Here is a 16,796-nt window from a genome sequence, read left to right on the forward strand (position 1 = left end):
AAAATAAGAGTTGACAATAACAATTTCCTGCAGTGAAATATATAATTATATTGAACTTCGTGATTCTCTAGTCAAGGATGGGTATGAATTTGAAACCCATTCGGATACAGAGGTCATATTAGCTAACTATGTCTGTAAAGGTCCAGAATCGATTAAAGACCTACGTGGAATGTTCAGTTAAAGTGTTATTTGGCGGACGTGATCCTTTTGGAATCAAAACTGAGTCTTTAACGAACTTGTCTTTGTTAGCAGTTTATCGTACATTTAATCGGATTTTGTAGTTATCATTGTCACTTTTTTTGATGACAAATGTCATGGTATTTTTAGAAAGAAATTGAAGGGGGCGAGATCAGATGTGTGGATTTGTCGGTTGTGTCTCTGACCAACAACAAGAAATCGATGCATATGAAATAAGACAATTAAAAGGAATGACCAACCTTATCACTCATAGAGGTCCAGATGATGAAGGTTTTTTTATGACTCAATACATTTCGAATTTCTTCTATGGTAAGATCAATCGGCACATGTTTTACATGAAACGTCGGCATCCAGTAGCTCGCTATTTTAAGGACAGACTGTACACTAACTGAAAAAGAAATTACGCGTATCTATGAGATACGTTGGAATATTGAAGTATTTTTCAAAACCACGAAACCCGTTTTGAAACCCCAGAAAGAATTTTAAGGTCGTTCTTTGATCTACTGATTAGTCACACAACTATTGTCTTTTCCAGATACATTTTGTTATGTTGGCAGAATCGCCGTAACAATGACGTTCGGACATTGGGGGTCTATGAACTCTGTGATGAACTTGATTGGGTGTTGCGCTTCAAGAGCTTATCGAGCTTCTTAAAGATACTTGAACAAAATGAACCAAAGGGTTAAAAGGCTTATAAGAAGTCCACGCCAGCAATGGTTTGCAGGTTTGCCCAAGTATATCAAGGCTTACTTGCCTAGCTTAAGCTGCGACAGTTGAGTTACTAAAACATGATTGAACATAGCTTATACCACAAAAAGCTGGTATTGTCAAGAAGTCTATGTAATCTGATATAATCATCATTAATCGTGGTTGGGGCATCTCTGGTGCTATTTGTGGTAGCACAACAAACAGGGACGTCTCTTTTCCCTGTATCCGTCAGTTCCCGGACGGGCAATTCCGTCAGCGTTTGGGCTTTTTACCTCAGCATTAACACTGTGTCTTGAAAAGGAACATGAAACAACGTAAATTTTTCCGCATAGAGAACGGCTTCCCGGCTTTGCTTGAACATCTTAATTTTTTTGGCCAAACCGGTTTTTTCAAGAACGGCTCTCGGTTGATCTTGCAATCCGCTGACGATCAGCATGCTCCCTTTTTGCTGCAACTGGTGCACCAAATTGGAGAAAATGGATACCCCTGTTATTTCCATTGCATAATGCGTTCCGCCGTTTGTTAGTTTCCTGACCTCTTGTACCGTATCCCTCTCTTTGCCGTTGATTACATCAATAGCACCCAATTCTTTAGCCAGCGACAACCGGCTGTCAAACAAATCGACCGCAATGATTTTTGCACAACCGCTGATCTCGGCAACCATGACGGCGCTTAACCCGACCAATCCACAACCGTATACGGCGAGGGTGTCGCCAAACTTAGGCTTCAGCTTGTTGAATACCGTGCCGCTTCCGGTTTGAATGGCACAGACCAGCGGACCAAGAAGCGAAAGATCGACATTCGGATCAACCTTTACCACGTTTCGCTCATGGACAACGGCATAAGTGCCGAACGAAGAGATCTCCTTGATGCATCCGATTGGTTTGGTCTTGATTTTGGCCCAAAAGGTTCAACGGAATAAATTTTTCGCAAAAAGAAGGATGCCCATTCAAGCAACTGGAACATTGCCCACAGGTGGAGAATGTCAAGACGACATGGTCCCAGGGGTCAATCGCTTCTACAGATGTTCCTGTTTTTTCACAACCCCCGCTCCCTCGTTGCCCAGTACAGCTGACAATGGAACGGGTATCAAGTGCTCCTGCGCCAACGCATCCGTGTGACAGACTCCCGCAGCGACGTTTTAACAAGCACTTCATTATCTTTTGGCTCACTAAGTTCAACATCTTCCACTTTAAATTGATCTCCTTTTTCATGGAACATCGCAGCTTTTGCTTTCATTTTCTCACCTCTAAACGTTATTACGTTTGAGGAACGAGTTTACACAAAATTATGGACAGACTCTTAAAAGTCGTTGTTATCACGAATATTAATAACTGGTCTGTTCAAACTGCTCGGTCTAAAGCAACTTTAAATACTAGCTCGTTTAAGCAAGTCTGCAAGAACAACTTGTTTTCCAAATAAAAAATTATAAGGCAGCATTGACTTAACGCCAATAGGAAATATAGATAATATTTGTGTATATGCTATCCCAGCTGCAGTCACAGTTGCGTCAGTATATTTTACTTGAGATTGGTTTTCAGTTTTTTGTTGGTCGATTGAGCCGCCCCACCATTCAACGTTTTTAAGAAAAGGAAATTTAGCGGCCACAAAGATTGGATCTTTACCCTCTCGTTTTTGATTCATATAATCTTTCAACACCGCAAAGGCAATTTCACCGAGTAAGAAGATGGCAACCAAGTTGACAATGGCCATTAAAGCCCTAAACAAGTCGGCCAGGATCCATACCAGTTCTACTTTTTTCAGGACTCCAAAAATGACCATTCCGAGTACAGCCCACCATAGTTGTCTGTTATGTCATGGTCTGTCACTTCATGCCTTTTGAAAGTATCGTAGAACATAGCCTTGTTGAATGCGCTCGAATTAAATCGTGGCTTACGCTTCTTATGGAGTTTCTCATTGAACAGTATTTTAGCTCGCAATGCTTCAAATGAGTAACCTCTACCCATTCGCTCTACTTGCCTAATAATGCTGTTTAAGGACTCTGTATAAGCATTAGTGAGCCTTTTATCGAAGTAGTTGAAGATTTCCTTCATGCCAGTTATCTACGGCTCTAACAAGGTCTTTAAAAGCGTCTTTTGAGTTACTAGTTATACAACGTTGTCTCCATTGGCTATAACGAATTCTACCTTCATCTGGTTCAGGAGTGTCCTATATCCAGTAAAACTCTTCTTTGAGTTCATAGGCTTCTTTTAAATCAGTCAGATTACCTAACCAAGTCTCTAAGAGAAATAATTCACGCTCATTTAGGTCGTGTTTACGCTTTAGAAGAATAAACCTTTCACGCATAAGGGACGTCTTTCTTTAGCTGTCATTTTATCTTTCATAGCCTTTCTAACGCTGTCTAAGGCTTGGTTAGCCATTCGGACTACATGAAACTTATCTACAACAACTTTAGCATGAGGCAAGATCGTATTAACTGCGTCTTTGTAAGGTTTCCACATATCCATTGTGACATATTCAATGTAATGTCTATCATCTATTTCAGTAAGGTGCTGGATAACCGTTTCTTTATTACGGTTATGCTTAATATCAAAGATAGTTTTACGCTCAATATTAGTCAGTACAAGACGAGGTTTACGGATAATGTGTATTTCATCAATCCCAAGCCATTTAGGAGTCTCAAATTGGTATTCTCGTTCTTTAAATGCCACATGATCCATAAAGACATTTCTAACGGTCTTTTCGTCTACACCAACATTTTCAGCTACTTCCACAAAAGTTTTAGACATGGACTGTTCTTCAATTGACTCTATCAGTCACCTAGTCATGCTACGCTTTTCATCTAAAGATATAAGGTGTTCCCAAAAGGTAGAATCACATTTACGACACTTATATCTTCTTCGATTTAATTGTAAACCCACTCGTTTTAAACGAATGGGCAAGTCCATAATTAGTTGCTTTCTTGAACCGTGTCTGTACAGTTTGTCAAAATCGCATTCAGGACACCGTTCAGGTGGTTCGATTGCTTCCACTTTAAACATCATGTCAGTTTCATTTTCTTGTGGCGATTCTATTGCTCTAAGATCTGGGAGGAATAATAGGTCTGAAAGTTGTTCATCCTTTGCGACTCTGTAAGGGTATCAGATTACTATATTTAACGAGTTATATTAAAATTTTTAATCAACCAGTGCTTTATCAATGACAGTACCGTTACAGGCTGCATAGCTTTGGTGTGATCCATATCATTTCCTTTTATGATTTCTATATCCCATCCAAGGTGTTCTAACTCTTGTTTATTTTTTTGAAGTATACCGATAATATCTACTGTTACACGGCCAAAGTTTTCTCCATAAACAATAGTGTCTTTTTCCCCAGCAAACGCCAATCTTGGAATAACCAATCTATGCTGAATCTCTCGATCATCAAATTCCATCAAATTTTTGTACATTGTAACAAATTGTTTAGTTTGATTCGTGTCGATCTTTACCTGTATGTTATCCCACTCAACCTTTTCTGGATTAACATGATCATGTTCGTTAATAACAGGAGAATTTTGATTATACAAAGCTTGTTCGTATGTTTTATTTGTTACCACCATCATTTCTTTATATGGACCATCTATTGGCGGAAAACCACCCATGATTAAGCTTTCTAATCTATCTGTCCGAATGGCTAATTGTAATCCAACTAAAGCTAACCAAGAATATCCATAATAGCTAAACTTCTTAACGTTCATTTCATCAGTAATTGTTATCAATTCTTTTACTATATTTTCAGGTGTGAGATTCTCAGAGTTCGGATGTTGCAAACGGTGTCCTTCGTAGTCGAAATATAGAATCTGAAACTTGTCTACGAGTCCCTCAATAAATTGTTTTCCTAATTCGGGGTCTACTCCCCACAACTTTAAGTTTTCAGCTTCTTGTCCATATACAGATTCTTTTGCAACTGGAAGCATGATTGTTGGAGAGTCGGGATTCCCAACTAAACCAACCTTTAATTCTGATTCATCCGTAAGTTTTATGATCTTCTCCATATTTATCACTCCTAAATTGTTTCTACTATTATCATATAACATTCATGCAATATTTCGGTTTTCCGTCTTTCTCCCTTTATATATTGGGATTTTATTTTAAAAATGTTATTGTAGCACTTGAAGGTTTTACTTTAAAAAAGGAGTCAATAAATGGAGTCATATACCCCTAAACAAATTGCAAACGCCTTAAATGTTAGCACAACAACTTTGAGAAGATATGAAGAACAAGACCTCATTCCTGTTGTACCAAGAACGAATAGTAATCATCGTTTTTATAAATCGATTCACTTTCAAGCTTTTACTACCATTAGAGCCTTGTTAAAAGGATATGACATACCCATTGTTTACGAAGTTATGAGAATGACTAAAAGTTCAAGGTTTGAAGAAGCCCTATGGCTAGTGAATGAACAGCAATTCCATATACAAGTGGAGAAACAGCGAGTGGAAGAAATCCTGATTATGGTTCAAAATGCTGAATTTACTCAATATAAAAATGTAAAATTAAATGAATGTATGAGTATTGGAGAGGCCGCAAAAATAGCGGGAGTAAATACTTCAGCTATCCGCCATTGGGAAAATGAAGGGTTAGTCCATTCAGAAAGACATAAAGAAAACAGTTATAGAATGTTTTCGATACCTGAACTTCGAAAAATATTGATCATAAGCAGTTTGAGAAAAACCGTTTATTATATAGAAAATATGAAGAAATTATTAAACGATTTAGATACACAAAACTATGATAAAATCGAACGTTCCTTTCAGTTAGCATTAGAAAATCTTAACAATCAACTATTACTTCAATTAAAAGGAATCGCAGAACTGATGAAATATATACACTTTTACCAAGAATTAAATTCTTAAAAAAGAAAAAAGCTCAAACCTATTTCTACATTCTTGACAACGTATCAATCGTATTAGATTGATACCTAATAAAACTATTGTTTGATCTATTAACACCAAATAATCCGATTTATATACTAATTGTTGTTTAACTATTAAAAAGGTAATTCCACTATATATTCCGATGAGCCCTAATATCTTTGCTTGTTTTTCTGAGGAAAGATAACGTTTCCGTCAGCTCATGACTTCATTCGTGTGTTAATGGGAGAACAGTTCGATCGTTCTTGCAATTGTCTCCAATCCTTTAATAGCAGTATAACAATACCATGTTATAATTAGATTAAAATAATTTAATTTTAAGGTGTGTTTTAAAATGGAAAATGAACACACTACTAAAAATCATTTTAGAACGATTTGATAAAGTTGATCAGCAATTTAACGAAGTTTTACAAAGGCTTGATATTATAGAACAGAGTCAACAAGAAGATATAAAAGGAACACTTCATCTGATTAGTAAAAAAGTTGACAGCATTACCTATGATATTGACGCGAAAAAACAGGAAAGCACGATACAAAAATAAATAGCATTGAGAAGAGAATCCAATCATAAAGTAAAGACTGGATTTAATTTTGTTTATATTTTATAAAAGGAAACCATTGGTTATCTCCCTTTATGTATTTTTTCGCCGGTAGCCCCTAACCTGTTAACCTATATTGCAGTGTCAAGAATTGGACGTACGATGAACAGAATGATTGGTTCATCTGCCCCCAACGGAAGAAAAGTTCGGTTTCAAAAATATCAAACGCGCAAAAATACCTCTGGATACGAACAAAGCCTTAAGATTTATGAATGCGAAGATTGTACAGGTTGCCCTTGAAGCCAAAAGGTACCCGCCAGGTTCAATGGAACCCGATCTTCGAAGAAAAATGAAAGAAAAAGCAAAGATAGCCCTTGAAGTGAGGAAAACGCGGTAACGTATGCTCAACAAAAATTGAGGTCGAAAGCGTTTTTAGTCACATCAAGGGCAATCGGTCGTTCCTCAGATTCTCCCTGCGGGGGATGACAAGGTACACGTCGAGTTCGGAATCGTGGCATTAGCCCACAACCTCCTGAAAGTAGCGGGTCTTGTTTTATTTTAGGGACTTATCAGACAGCCCCATATAGATCCGGAAATCTATAAAATAATTGGTAATGACTCCAATCCCCTGAAAATCTCAGAATGTCTCCATTTTATTTCAACATCAGAGCGAAGTTTAATATTGGGAAAACTTTGGATGAGATGTTGGAAAGCTACCTGTCCTTCTAGGCGAGCAAGAGGGGCACCTATACAAAAATGTATCCCATTTCCGAAGGCGAGGTGTTTATTTGGGTGTCTTGTGATATCTAGGTCGTTAGGATTTATAAATTGATCGGGGTCTCGATTAGCGGCAGCTAAACCTAGAAATAAGAATTCCCCCTTTTTAATTTCCTGTCCTCTAAAAGTAAAATCTTCTACTGCATAACGAGAAGTGGCAAATTCAACTGGATTAGTAAAGCGGAGAAATTCTTCAACCGCCGTGCTCATATACTCTGGATGTTCTCTCAACTTTTCTAGTTGATCGCGGTGTTGAAGAAGTGCTAGCATTCCATTTCCAATTAAGTTCACAGTTGTTTCATGACCTGCGACAATCAATAAAAATAACATAGATAACAGTTCTTTATGAGAAAGCATTTCACCATCTTCTTCAGCAATGACTAATCCACTAATGATATCATCACTCGGATTCTTTTTTCTCTTCTCAATAAGCTTTTCAAGGTATTGAATAAATTCTTTAATAGAGGTTTCATATTTTTGTGTATGGTCTGTACCATTTGAGACGTTTGTAATGGTATTTGACCATAGACGGAATTGATGACGATCTTCTTTTGCAATACCCATCAGTTCAGATATCACTGTTACAGGAAGTGGGATCGCATAGTTCTCCATTAGATCTACAGCTGATTTGTTTTTCATTTCTTCTATTAGTTCATAAGAGATTTGTTCGATTCTATTCTGTAGTCCTGCAATCATTTTAGGAGTAAACACTTTATGAACCAGAGTTCGTAGACGAGAATGGTCAGGTGGGTCTTTAAATAACATATTATTAGCAATTAAATCTAATTCTTCCCGTTGCTCTTGTGTTTGTTCTCCATCAGAGGCTAAAACATTATTAACATCTTTTGAAACTTTATCCTCCTTTAGTAGAGTGGTGATATCTTGATAACGAGTAATTAACCAAGCTTTTATCTGATATTTTCCTCGAGTGATTATAAACGGATGGATTGGTTCATGTTCTCTATAATACGCTAAAGTCGGGTAGGGATTAATTTGATACTCTGAGGAATACAAATCGAACGCCCATTTTTCCATGTTTTTCTCTCCTTTTATAAATTACAAAAAAATATACCTTAATAAGCCATTCCAATCTTTTTGTTCTTTAGGTATACAGTATCTTGGCGTATGTATTGTTCCAAAATAGAACTCCAATACCGTAAAGATTGGGTCAATCATTTTTGTACGTTATTCAAGTTTTTCTTTAAATTCTGGTGCATAAAGGTTAAGAGCTTTATATGGTCCACCAATCTTATAGCTCATGACATAAATTTCAGCCTTATTGTTTGGACCATCAATAAAATTGGAAATATTAAAAGTAGTATAACCTCTGAGGTCCTTATTACGTAATTTTCCAATATAATCATCATTACCAGATCCGGGATCATACTCATTCACATAATAATTCCCCGATACAGTCATAAAGGATTTAATTAGAAGCTCTCTCCGGAAGGTATTCACATTAGCTATATCATAAAACCCATAACTGAATTTGTAAGAGTAGAGTAGAAGATATATCTAGTTACTAAAAACAATTATTCTTAGTTGCCCTTTTACGGAAGGTATGGCCCGTATCAGTTGTATAATCCACAAAGTCATCAATACTTAATCCATGATCAATCTAGTAATTCGTATCTAAGGCTAGTTGTCCATGTTACTATATAACCTCCCTCTAGTAGCATGCCCATTGATATTAAGAGAACCATAGTCTTGAAAACTTCCTTTGTTGGACAGTTTAACTCGGATTTGGTCAGTTCGTGTAGTTATGTTTGTCATTATTTCTAATGACAAATGTCAGGTTTTAATAATTTAAAGAGACAAACGCCTAACAAGAAGCTAGCGTTTGCCCTGGTTAATAAACGTTTAATTACTTTTAAATCAGTTATTTGAAATTCTTATCAACATGATCATCCTGTTATTTATAGGGAGTTTGTTTATTAAACTCCTTTATTTTTTATTATGATAAAAGCGAAGGGCTTTTACGCGATTACCACAGTAAGCCATTGAACACCATCTACGGCTACGGTTTTTGGTTGTATCTAAGAATAACCATCCACAAGATTCACTTTCTTCTCCATTCTTGACAACCGCAAGAGACATATTATGTTTTAACCTCATCGAGTCGATGTGTGGTTACTAATGGGAGTACTTAATCAAGCCTGGTGGTGTAATGTCAAAATCAAAAATGACATAATCCATGCCATGTAAAAGGAACTGTTGGGATAACGTACCAACGGAGAGCTTATTGGGCTATTTTAAAGATTTCGCTGAAAATATATCATGTGAGACTTTTGAGGATGTCCAAAAGGAAGTAGATCGTATCATCTGGGAACACAATCATCATCGTTAGGGCTTAAATAAACCTGGTACAATACCGGGATCATCTGTTAGCCGCCATAGGATTTCATTTTTGAAATTCTCGGTTCATACCGGGACAGCCATTTTGTATTGGATAAAGTGAAAATTGTCAATGCCACCCATATGAAGGTGAAGGATAAAAGGTGGACTTTTGAAAAGGTCTCATGATAGAGAAAGATCCCTAGAATTAAACTGATGGTCGGGGCTAAATATTGTAAGAACCCCATCATGGATAGTGAAGTCCGATTTGCACCTGTTGCAAAAAGGAGCAATGGGATTGCTGTAACAACACCTGCTCCGGCAAGTAGGAGGGTAGTGCTAGGATCTGACAGCTTGAATGCACTTGATCCATTGGCGCCAAGAAAGCTGATATAAATCAATGCAACAGGGGTAATCAACATTGTTTCAATCGTTAATCCAGTCAATGCGCCGAGGGCAGTCAGTTTTTTCAAGAGTCCGTAAAATCCGAAGCTGAGTGCCAGTGTCATGGCGACCCAGGGGAATGATCCAAAGTGGAGGGTCAGATTTAGGACCCCGATCAATGCAAGAAGGAACGAAATCATCTGCCAGAAGCACAGGCGTTCTTTCAAGACAATGACCCCCATCAATACACTGACCAACGGATTGATATAGTAGCCGAGACTTGCTTCTACGATATGATTGTTATTAACAGCCCAGATATAGGCATACCAGTTGAGTGTTATGAAACCAGCAGCCAGTATAATACCGACCAATTTTCTCCGGTCTCTCTTCAATTCCTTCAACTCGCGTACAAACGTTTTCATTCTTCCAAGTATCAGCAAGACGAGTAACATGAAAACGGAAGACCAAATCATCCGGTGTGCCAGCACTTCTTCAGATGGGACGTGATGCACTAACTTCCAATATAAAGGTAAAAACCCCCATATAATATATGCGTTAGCTCCAGCTGCGATACCAGCTACTTGTTCCTTATGCAGATCATTCATAAATAGGACCTCGATTCATAGTGATACCCCAGTAGGTAAAAAGACCAATTTTACTGATTATGCTGTAATCATCATTTGTTCTTTTTTTACTAAGATAGATTGCTATACCAACTGCAATACCTATTCCAAATACCCATTGCAATATTTTTAATGATAATGCCGATGACCACTCCTAGTGCCACACCTACGCTTAAACCAATGAATTCATTACTATTTTTCGTGGTTAACACCGTCTTTTCTTTTCCAACATATGGTATTTTCGGCAAAAATCTAAAATCAGTGTATTGACATAAAGTTGGAGATAATAAACTAAACATGTTTATAATAAAATAGGATCTCACTTATCAGATTATAAGTTTTTATTAAGATGATCTTTTTGTCGATTTGATACTCCTCGTTAATGGAACCATATTCCAATTTTAACAGGAAGGATATCGGTGTAAAAATAGGCCTGGAAAAATCCAGTCCTATATAAAATACGGGTGATGTATTTTTAGTAGTGTCTATCAGATTTGATACGATTCAAAACGTTATCGTTTATACAAAATAATATTCTAGATCCTCTACATCAGGTCAGATAATGGTTTAATTAATCGTAAAAGTATGCCTGATTACCAATAACATCCCTATCAGTTGAACTAAGATAAAATTCGGCACGATTATTGGGCCCGTCAACAAACTTATTAATACTCCTGAAAATATGGTAGTGATCATTAAAACTACCCACAAATTCATCAGGATTAGAACCAGAATCATACTCCCATAAGTCAAAATTAGCGTTTATACGAGGTGATATGACCACCTTAAAGTCACCTCCAGTAGACCTTACATATGACGTCATATAACATGTAACACCACCAGAACACGTAGTTTCATAGAACCAACTTTTTCCTACTCTTTCCCAACTACCGTTTCCAGCATTAACTTTAGAATCAGCTGCATTTGCTGAAGAAAAAGGGATTACCATAATTAGTGCAGTCAGAAGTAAACTAATTTTTTTCATATAAATGCCTCCTAAATTGTTTTAATGAATTTATTCAAACATCAGTATGCTTGGATTTGATACTCGTCCACAAATATCCTAAAAGGGATCCCTACTGTTTAAAAATAGCAACGGGTCACGTCAATACTCTAGTAACATATCTTCTCTGTAGTATATTCGGTGACATAATAGAAACGGAAATGTGTCTTCATCAAACATACCTTTATTGGAAGTTTATCGTACATTTACGCGGTTTTTGTAGTTATGTTTGTCACTTTTTCAGATGACAAATGTCAGGTATAAATTAAACCGGTTTTTTCTTAATAATTTTTTTCGCTACATATATTTATTGCATGGATTCATCGATGGTAAACTGATATAATAATGGTAAAGATAAGTAGATCTTATCTTTACCATTATTACAAATATACCCAAGTTTGATTATTTTTGAATTTATTTAAAGCGGCTGAAGAAACCGGCACAATAAAAGATGTATATATGATTGGAGATTATGACGAAAAAACCCTGATTCTTCTGCTTAGCGTAGAAGAATCAGGGTTTTTGTTGTTAAAAAATGTCTTAACGTTGATTTTATGTCAAAATGCCAGTAGTACCTATTGTTTAACGTTGTAAATCCGCATTTTCCTGACGCTACCCCATGCCCATGAAAAATGAATACCTTCAAAACGAAAAAACAAGTCATTTCTTCTAAATCGTTCGCAGAAAAAGCGCTTATTTTTTCTGCTTAGGAATGCTTAACTTGATGCCAATGTGACGCTACCCCTTAACGTACGTTTTCCGCGTATTGCTGGCGGTACCCCTGTATGACATATTTTTTAATACTGGGTTTTATTGGGAGGATCTTTTTAGATCTATTAGGGATCCTCCCCGCCCTTATTCAGGAAATACGTCCAGTGCAATGAACTGGGTGACTTGCGCATCATTGAAATTGTTGTCCGATACAAGGACAAGACTGTCATGACCGTTCTTTAACCTTTTGCCCCAGGACATGCCCTCGATATTGTCCAATTTGGACAACCCGAGTTCATTCATATTAAGGACAAGTTGTTTCTGAACAGGTACAACATTTTGGTTTTTGATTGTATCCATATCCTTTATGTCTGTTGCATTTTTTGTATCGATTTTATATATACGGATATAATTCTTGAAGCTCCCATCTGCTGACTGGACAGCGGCGCGTTCCAGTGTCAAAAACTCATGGTCATTGATCGAGAGTATATCGGTCACGCCATTATCGGCATATTTTCCGGGTCCAGGTTCTGCGGGAATGTCTTCAATGTTATAAGCATACTGTACTTTGATATTGCCATCACGATCATACCGGGTAATTCGTGAAACTGCTCCTGTATCCACAGTTGGAACATTGTCGTCCTGAAATAAAGGCCCTTCCATTACAGTCCAGTAGGAAAGTCCGTCTGGAGAAAAGGTGCTCCCCTCGAGTGAAAGATTATTCCGAAACCCTTTTGGCGATTGCTTATCCATTCTTACAATTTCGGGTGTCGGTAATCCCGATTGATAAGTTCCTTTTAATGTAGCGTGACGAATCAGAGGATTCATGCCCAATGAACGGTCTCCCTCACTTGTATACCAGACCCCTCCGTTTCTCGTGTCATACCTAATTGATTCGAAATCCGGTACATCACCCTCCATATCTGAATTGTATTGTTCCTTACTCGGATAAAAGGTCCCATCCGGTTGTTTTAAGAACGTTACATCAGTTAACCGTACTGACTTGAAGCCCCTTTCATCATATCTCAGCTTTCCAGTATAGAAACGAGCTGGGTTAATCATGGACCTGTCATCACTGATAATGTACCATTGATGCTTATGAGGATCATATGACAGTCCAGAGAATCCACCAAGGCTCGTCCCTCTGAAGGTTGCCTTGTTCGGAACAATTCTGGAACCTATCAATCTCAAATGATCGACGGAATGGACATGAGGATTGTCCTTCCTAATTAATTGTTCATTGGCATCTTCTTCGCTTTTGAGTTGATTTTCATTTTTATCCGCTAATACCGATTGAAACGAATACACTAGTAAAAGAACCGCAATCATACTGATTGATAACCATCTTACACTCCTCATATATTCTCCTCTCCTCTGCTAAAATCGCTATTATCACATCCAGATTATATGGAATGGAACTCACCTGTTCAACGGTCTTTCGATCCTTTTTACAATTAACATAGAAACTTCATTTCCTCTCAATAAATATCAAATGCCCTGTAAATCCCCATGTAAGATTATGATATACCTAAGATGGTTTACATGGAATAATGCAACCTATATTTTACAGAAATTAAAAAAGGTTGCTCTGGCAACGAAAATTTGAACAACCGGAGTGACGATAGGACGACAAAAACCTTATGGGTGGATGTCAAAGACACGACAAAGGGGATCCGCTTTCTATAGTGGAAGCTCTATTGCATAAAAGAAATACACTTCATTTAGACCTCGTGTCGATAACAGGAGGCACTTTTAAAGACACGTGAGCGTTTAGCGAGGGAATCAAAAAAGCATCGGCTTTTTTCAGTTTCTATGTAAATTTAAGGTCCATGTATGCTCATTCTTTTTTGTGAAGGTAATGAGGTAGCCGGTTGGATGATAGGATAATATTTTCCCTGATTTGTGGGTTGGTTTCCCCATTTTCTTCTCTATTTCGGATTTTGTTACATTTAGTTCAACTCCGATACGAGAAACTTGTTTTAGTTCATCTTCTGCAATCACAAATCGTTTGTTATTTTTAACGTAAACATAAGTCTGAATATCTTCATGATCATGATGTTCATCCGGTTTTCCCCACTCTTTTTCAACATCTGTCATCGTAATTTTCCTGTCTAATCTTAAGGGTGTATTAACGATCTTCCCATTTTTTAACTCTTCGATCATTTCTTTATTTAATGATTGATTTTCTGCCTCTTTCAAGCATGCTGTTAGGATTATCGATAACAAAATTAAAAATGTAAAAATCATACTTTTCTTCATATAACACTCCCCCCTTATTTTTGAAAAACAAGCAGGAGAATTTCTCCTGCTCTAATTTTTCACTTCACATAAAATATACGAAACGTCCTATAATGGAACAACTGAGTTGCTTCTATTAGCTGGTTTAGTTTGGTTAAATAAGTTCTGATATAAACATAGGTGTTGTCCCGTCTTCTGTTTTAAAGCCCAATTTTCCATAGAACTCAACTACATTTGGATAAGCAATCAGCACTTTTGTTTGGTATCCCTTATATCTATCAAGCATCAAATCCATCATTTCTTTACCAATTCCTTTACCCTGATAACTCGGATTTATTAACATGTAATGAAAATATGCTGTTAATACTCCATCAGACAATGCGTTAATCAATCCAATAAGTTTGTCCCCATCCCATGCAGTAACAACAGAGTGAGAACCTTTTATTGCCTTTAAAATTTCACTTGGGAACTTTCCCGACTCCCATTTTACCGAGAGAAACAATTCCTGAAGACCTTCTTGTGTAATATTTTCTATATCTGTGGTATAGCAAATTCTCATTTGAAAACCTTCTTTCATACCAGGAATTTAACGGGATGGAATGCCGAAAATATCCATGAGTTGATCCGCATCAATAAAACTTTGAGGAAGGAAAACGATCTTTTTTAAAATCCATTTTTCGAAAAAATCATGATCAATGCCAGGGACCCATATACCCTTACACCACCGACTGAAAGAGACAGGGAATACTTTTGTTTCCTTTAAACAAACGAGTCAATACCACTTCTGACTATCACTTCCATCACACGATTCAGTAGACACATAATACTTACGCATGTTTGGCCTGTATGAAGTCAAACACTGGTTGTTTGCCTGATTCCTCAAAATAATTGAACCATCACCAGGTCGATCCACATACCAGCTTTGCCAGGGAGTTGCATTACAAGGGAACATACGAGTTCCATAGGCGTTACTGTCATCCAAACAGTAATTGGAATTGCTCTTTGAACGTAGCTCTACTGTATTGTCCTGCCAATGGTGGACAATCCATTTTGCCCTTTCATTTGAACATCTACCCAAATTTACATTAGTAGTGCTTCCGCTCAAACAAACTCCCTCTTGCAGGTCTTTAAAAGTCTGAACACTGTTTGCGGAAGCTGTGCTTGATCCGAATGAAGTCAAGATCAAAGCCGGCAACAATAACATCCAGAAATGTTTTTTCATTTACCTCGCTCCTTTTCATAGAGAAATTAATATATTTCAGCTTCTACGTAGGTAGAAGAGATTTTTGTGAACGTCTTATCACTTTTACAAATTGACCATCTTTGAAAATAATGACTCTGTCACAGATATAGGCAGCATCCTGTATATCATGAGTCCCCTTACCTTTTCTGTTGCTTAATAAAATGGTTTTGTCTGAATTTGTCATGTAGAAATCCTCCTTGTATTTGTACTTCCTCTACCACGTTCCAAAAAAGATAATATAATAGATCCACCATACACTTTTATTTACCTCAGGGTGTACTTTAGTATCCATCTCCAGTTGTAAGTTCTTTTCTCTACTTTATTGGTTTCTCATTCTAGCATATAACATATGGAGTGATTTCTTATCGATTGCTATTTTCAGGGACGGTTTGAAAATTAAACAGTCAATTATAATAGTTCATGGCATTGCGGCGCATGATGGTAAAAATAAATTAAAGGACACACAAAAAAGGCTCTGACCTGATATTATCCTCTCTAAGAAGACAGTGAAGAAACACCCCTCTACACTTCTCCTTGGAGGGGATTTTACATGGCTACAGGACAGTGTTTAAGAAATATACTTAGAAGTGAAACATAAAGCTGTTTCATTGGATGAAGAGGGGGTTTAAGTTATATGGTCTGATCATATCAGGAAAGGTTACACAAAACTCAGCTACTTGATGTAAAAACAAGACCGGTACAACGCCTCATCTTTCTAGGGGTAACAAGCTCATTAAGATACATGCTGAAATAAATCAACAAGTGAGGTTCCATCCGTCCTATATGAATATGAGTTAAAGAAATAATTCTATGAAGTAAAGTTATTGAACTTTTACGATCTAGCCGTATTCTTCTGTGTAAAGAATACGGCAGTCTTATATAATAGGGTTTCATTTTACCACTACAAAAAACTGAGGGAATGTCCCCCAACACTCACTTATTCTATTATGTAGGTCTTTTACTGGAATACAAAAGAATGAAGGATTTAACTAAACTTCTTATGGTTTAATTAACGCTAAAATTTATTAAACAACATATTATTCCTACTTTTTGGCTTTTCTATCAATAGAAGAAAAAAGTCAAAATACTTAGATTTGAGTTAATTATTCCCTTCCTGTCTTTGTAATGATAGGTGATACTTGGTGGCTTATTTTTAGGTAGAAAT

At 37.0% G+C, this 16,796-nt stretch carries 18 protein-coding genes and 4 pseudogenes; 6 read left to right on the forward strand and 16 right to left on the reverse strand.

Features of this window, described 5'->3' with window-relative positions:
- Positions 1 to 34: 34 nt before the first annotated feature.
- The 3 genes and pseudogenes from KOL94_RS21430 to KOL94_RS25450 form a co-directional block, all read left to right on the forward strand.
- A pseudogene (locus KOL94_RS21430) lies at positions 35 to 218 on the forward strand (hypothetical protein); the annotation flags it as partial.
- Positions 219 to 353: 135 nt separating this feature from the next.
- Positions 354 to 590, forward strand: coding sequence for a hypothetical protein (locus KOL94_RS21435; protein ID WP_221568728.1), 237 nt, complete (start codon positions 354 to 356; stop codon positions 588 to 590).
- Positions 556 to 975 (forward strand): annotated as a pseudogene (locus tag KOL94_RS25450) (IS4 family transposase); the annotation flags it as partial. The gene KOL94_RS21435 and the pseudogene KOL94_RS25450, both read left to right, overlap by 35 nt.
- Positions 976 to 1,174: 199 nt before the next feature.
- On the opposite strand, the gene KOL94_RS21440 reads toward KOL94_RS25450, so the two are convergent.
- The 6 genes and pseudogenes from KOL94_RS21440 to KOL94_RS21460 form a co-directional block, all read right to left on the reverse strand.
- Complete coding sequence (locus tag KOL94_RS21440) at positions 1,175 to 1,726, reverse strand: zinc-binding dehydrogenase (RefSeq protein WP_221568729.1); 552 nt, start codon at positions 1,724 to 1,726, stop codon at positions 1,175 to 1,177.
- Between the two features lie 148 nt (positions 1,727 to 1,874).
- A pseudogene (locus tag KOL94_RS25455) lies at positions 1,875 to 2,063 on the reverse strand (hypothetical protein); the annotation flags it as partial.
- Positions 1,996 to 2,145, reverse strand: coding sequence for a hypothetical protein (locus KOL94_RS25460; protein WP_260412586.1), 150 nt, complete (start codon positions 2,143 to 2,145; stop codon positions 1,996 to 1,998). The pseudogene KOL94_RS25455 and the gene KOL94_RS25460, both read right to left, overlap by 68 nt.
- Positions 2,146 to 2,274: 129 nt before the next feature.
- Positions 2,275 to 2,688, reverse strand: coding sequence for an alanine:cation symporter family protein (locus KOL94_RS21450; RefSeq protein WP_221568731.1), 414 nt, complete (start codon positions 2,686 to 2,688; stop codon positions 2,275 to 2,277).
- Positions 2,667 to 3,941 (reverse strand): annotated as a pseudogene (locus KOL94_RS21455) (ISL3 family transposase). The gene KOL94_RS21450 and the pseudogene KOL94_RS21455 overlap by 22 nt, the downstream one beginning before the upstream one ends.
- 80 nt (positions 3,942 to 4,021) lie before the next feature.
- Positions 4,022 to 4,900, reverse strand: a complete 879-nt coding sequence (locus tag KOL94_RS21460) for an alpha/beta fold hydrolase (protein WP_221568732.1) — start codon at positions 4,898 to 4,900, stop codon at positions 4,022 to 4,024.
- A 150-nt stretch (positions 4,901 to 5,050) separates the two neighbouring features.
- On the opposite strand from KOL94_RS21460, the gene KOL94_RS21465 reads away from it, so the two are divergent.
- The 3 genes from KOL94_RS21465 to KOL94_RS21475 all read left to right on the forward strand — a co-directional run bounded on the left by KOL94_RS21465 (position 5,051) and on the right by KOL94_RS21475 (position 6,715).
- Positions 5,051 to 5,761 (forward strand): MerR family DNA-binding transcriptional regulator, encoded by a 711-nt coding sequence (locus KOL94_RS21465; protein ID WP_221568733.1) that lies wholly within the window; start codon positions 5,051 to 5,053, stop codon positions 5,759 to 5,761.
- Between the two features lie 359 nt (positions 5,762 to 6,120).
- A complete protein-coding gene (locus KOL94_RS21470; RefSeq protein ID WP_221568734.1) occupies positions 6,121 to 6,321 on the forward strand; it encodes a hypothetical protein in 201 nt (66 codons plus the stop codon).
- 172 nt (positions 6,322 to 6,493) lie between these two features.
- Positions 6,494 to 6,715, forward strand: coding sequence for a hypothetical protein (locus tag KOL94_RS21475; RefSeq protein ID WP_221568735.1), 222 nt, complete (start codon positions 6,494 to 6,496; stop codon positions 6,713 to 6,715).
- Positions 6,716 to 6,915: 200 nt separating this feature from the next.
- Here KOL94_RS21475 and KOL94_RS21480 read toward each other — a convergent pair whose 3' ends face one another.
- The 10 genes from KOL94_RS21480 to KOL94_RS21525 form a co-directional block, all read right to left on the reverse strand.
- A complete protein-coding gene (locus tag KOL94_RS21480) occupies positions 6,916 to 8,130 on the reverse strand; it encodes a cytochrome P450 family protein (RefSeq protein ID WP_221568736.1) in 1,215 nt (404 codons plus the stop codon).
- A gap of 150 nt (positions 8,131 to 8,280) precedes the next feature.
- Positions 8,281 to 8,490, reverse strand: coding sequence for a hypothetical protein (locus tag KOL94_RS21485; RefSeq protein ID WP_221568737.1), 210 nt, complete (start codon positions 8,488 to 8,490; stop codon positions 8,281 to 8,283).
- A gap of 549 nt (positions 8,491 to 9,039) precedes the next feature.
- Complete coding sequence (locus KOL94_RS21490) at positions 9,040 to 9,210, reverse strand: CGNR zinc finger domain-containing protein (RefSeq protein ID WP_311775209.1); 171 nt, start codon at positions 9,208 to 9,210, stop codon at positions 9,040 to 9,042.
- Between the two features lie 269 nt (positions 9,211 to 9,479).
- Positions 9,480 to 10,418, reverse strand: coding sequence for an EamA family transporter RarD (gene rarD / locus KOL94_RS21495; protein WP_221568738.1), 939 nt, complete (start codon positions 10,416 to 10,418; stop codon positions 9,480 to 9,482).
- 589 nt (positions 10,419 to 11,007) lie between these two features.
- Complete coding sequence (locus KOL94_RS25465) at positions 11,008 to 11,421, reverse strand: hypothetical protein (protein WP_260412588.1); 414 nt, start codon at positions 11,419 to 11,421, stop codon at positions 11,008 to 11,010.
- An 873-nt stretch (positions 11,422 to 12,294) separates the two neighbouring features.
- Positions 12,295 to 13,509, reverse strand: a complete 1,215-nt coding sequence (locus KOL94_RS21505) for an esterase-like activity of phytase family protein (protein WP_221568739.1) — start codon at positions 13,507 to 13,509, stop codon at positions 12,295 to 12,297.
- Between the two features lie 444 nt (positions 13,510 to 13,953).
- Positions 13,954 to 14,409 (reverse strand): DUF4309 domain-containing protein, encoded by a 456-nt coding sequence (locus KOL94_RS21510; RefSeq protein WP_221568740.1) that lies wholly within the window; start codon positions 14,407 to 14,409, stop codon positions 13,954 to 13,956.
- 133 nt (positions 14,410 to 14,542) lie between these two features.
- Entirely contained in the window at positions 14,543 to 14,965 is a 423-nt protein-coding gene (locus tag KOL94_RS21515) for a GNAT family N-acetyltransferase (protein WP_260412589.1), read from the reverse strand.
- 195 nt (positions 14,966 to 15,160) lie between these two features.
- Positions 15,161 to 15,610: an RICIN domain-containing protein gene (locus KOL94_RS21520; RefSeq protein WP_221568741.1), complete on the reverse strand. Its 450-nt coding sequence runs from the start codon at positions 15,608 to 15,610 to the stop codon at positions 15,161 to 15,163.
- Between the two features lie 43 nt (positions 15,611 to 15,653).
- Positions 15,654 to 15,815 (reverse strand): hypothetical protein, encoded by a 162-nt coding sequence (locus KOL94_RS21525; protein ID WP_221568742.1) that lies wholly within the window; start codon positions 15,813 to 15,815, stop codon positions 15,654 to 15,656.
- Between the last annotated feature and the right edge of the window lie 981 nt (positions 15,816 to 16,796).

Origin of the sequence: Alkalihalobacillus sp. TS-13 (assembly GCF_019720915.1) — a bacterium.
GTDB lineage: Bacteria > Bacillota > Bacilli > Bacillales > Fictibacillaceae > Pseudalkalibacillus.

Bases quoted from the DNA above. Each gene is read 5' to 3' on its own strand.
- KOL94_RS21465 (WP_221568733.1), top strand. From the start codon at position 5,051: ATGGAGTCATATACCCCTAAACAAATTGCAAACGCCTTAAATGTTAGC.
- KOL94_RS25465 (WP_260412588.1), bottom strand. From the start codon at position 11,421: ATGAAAAAAATTAGTTTACTTCTGACTGCACTAATTATGGTAATCCCT.
- KOL94_RS21505 (WP_221568739.1), bottom strand. From the start codon at position 13,509: ATGAGGAGTGTAAGATGGTTATCAATCAGTATGATTGCGGTTCTTTTA.
- KOL94_RS21470 (WP_221568734.1), top strand. From the start codon at position 6,121: ATGAACACACTACTAAAAATCATTTTAGAACGATTTGATAAAGTTGAT.
- KOL94_RS21510 (WP_221568740.1), bottom strand. From the start codon at position 14,409: ATGAAGAAAAGTATGATTTTTACATTTTTAATTTTGTTATCGATAATC.
- KOL94_RS21490 (WP_311775209.1), bottom strand. From the start codon at position 9,210: ATGAGGTTAAAACATAATATGTCTCTTGCGGTTGTCAAGAATGGAGAA.
- KOL94_RS21435 (WP_221568728.1), top strand. From the start codon at position 354: ATGTGTGGATTTGTCGGTTGTGTCTCTGACCAACAACAAGAAATCGAT.
- KOL94_RS21480 (WP_221568736.1), bottom strand. From the start codon at position 8,130: ATGGAAAAATGGGCGTTCGATTTGTATTCCTCAGAGTATCAAATTAAT.
- KOL94_RS21450 (WP_221568731.1), bottom strand. From the start codon at position 2,688: ATGGTCATTTTTGGAGTCCTGAAAAAAGTAGAACTGGTATGGATCCTG.
- KOL94_RS25460 (WP_260412586.1), bottom strand. From the start codon at position 2,145: ATGAAAGCAAAAGCTGCGATGTTCCATGAAAAAGGAGATCAATTTAAA.
- rarD (WP_221568738.1), bottom strand. From the start codon at position 10,418: ATGAATGATCTGCATAAGGAACAAGTAGCTGGTATCGCAGCTGGAGCT.
- KOL94_RS21525 (WP_221568742.1), bottom strand. From the start codon at position 15,815: ATGACAAATTCAGACAAAACCATTTTATTAAGCAACAGAAAAGGTAAG.
- KOL94_RS21520 (WP_221568741.1), bottom strand. From the start codon at position 15,610: ATGAAAAAACATTTCTGGATGTTATTGTTGCCGGCTTTGATCTTGACT.
- KOL94_RS21460 (WP_221568732.1), bottom strand. From the start codon at position 4,900: ATGGAGAAGATCATAAAACTTACGGATGAATCAGAATTAAAGGTTGGT.
- KOL94_RS21515 (WP_260412589.1), bottom strand. From the start codon at position 14,965: ATGAAAGAAGGTTTTCAAATGAGAATTTGCTATACCACAGATATAGAA.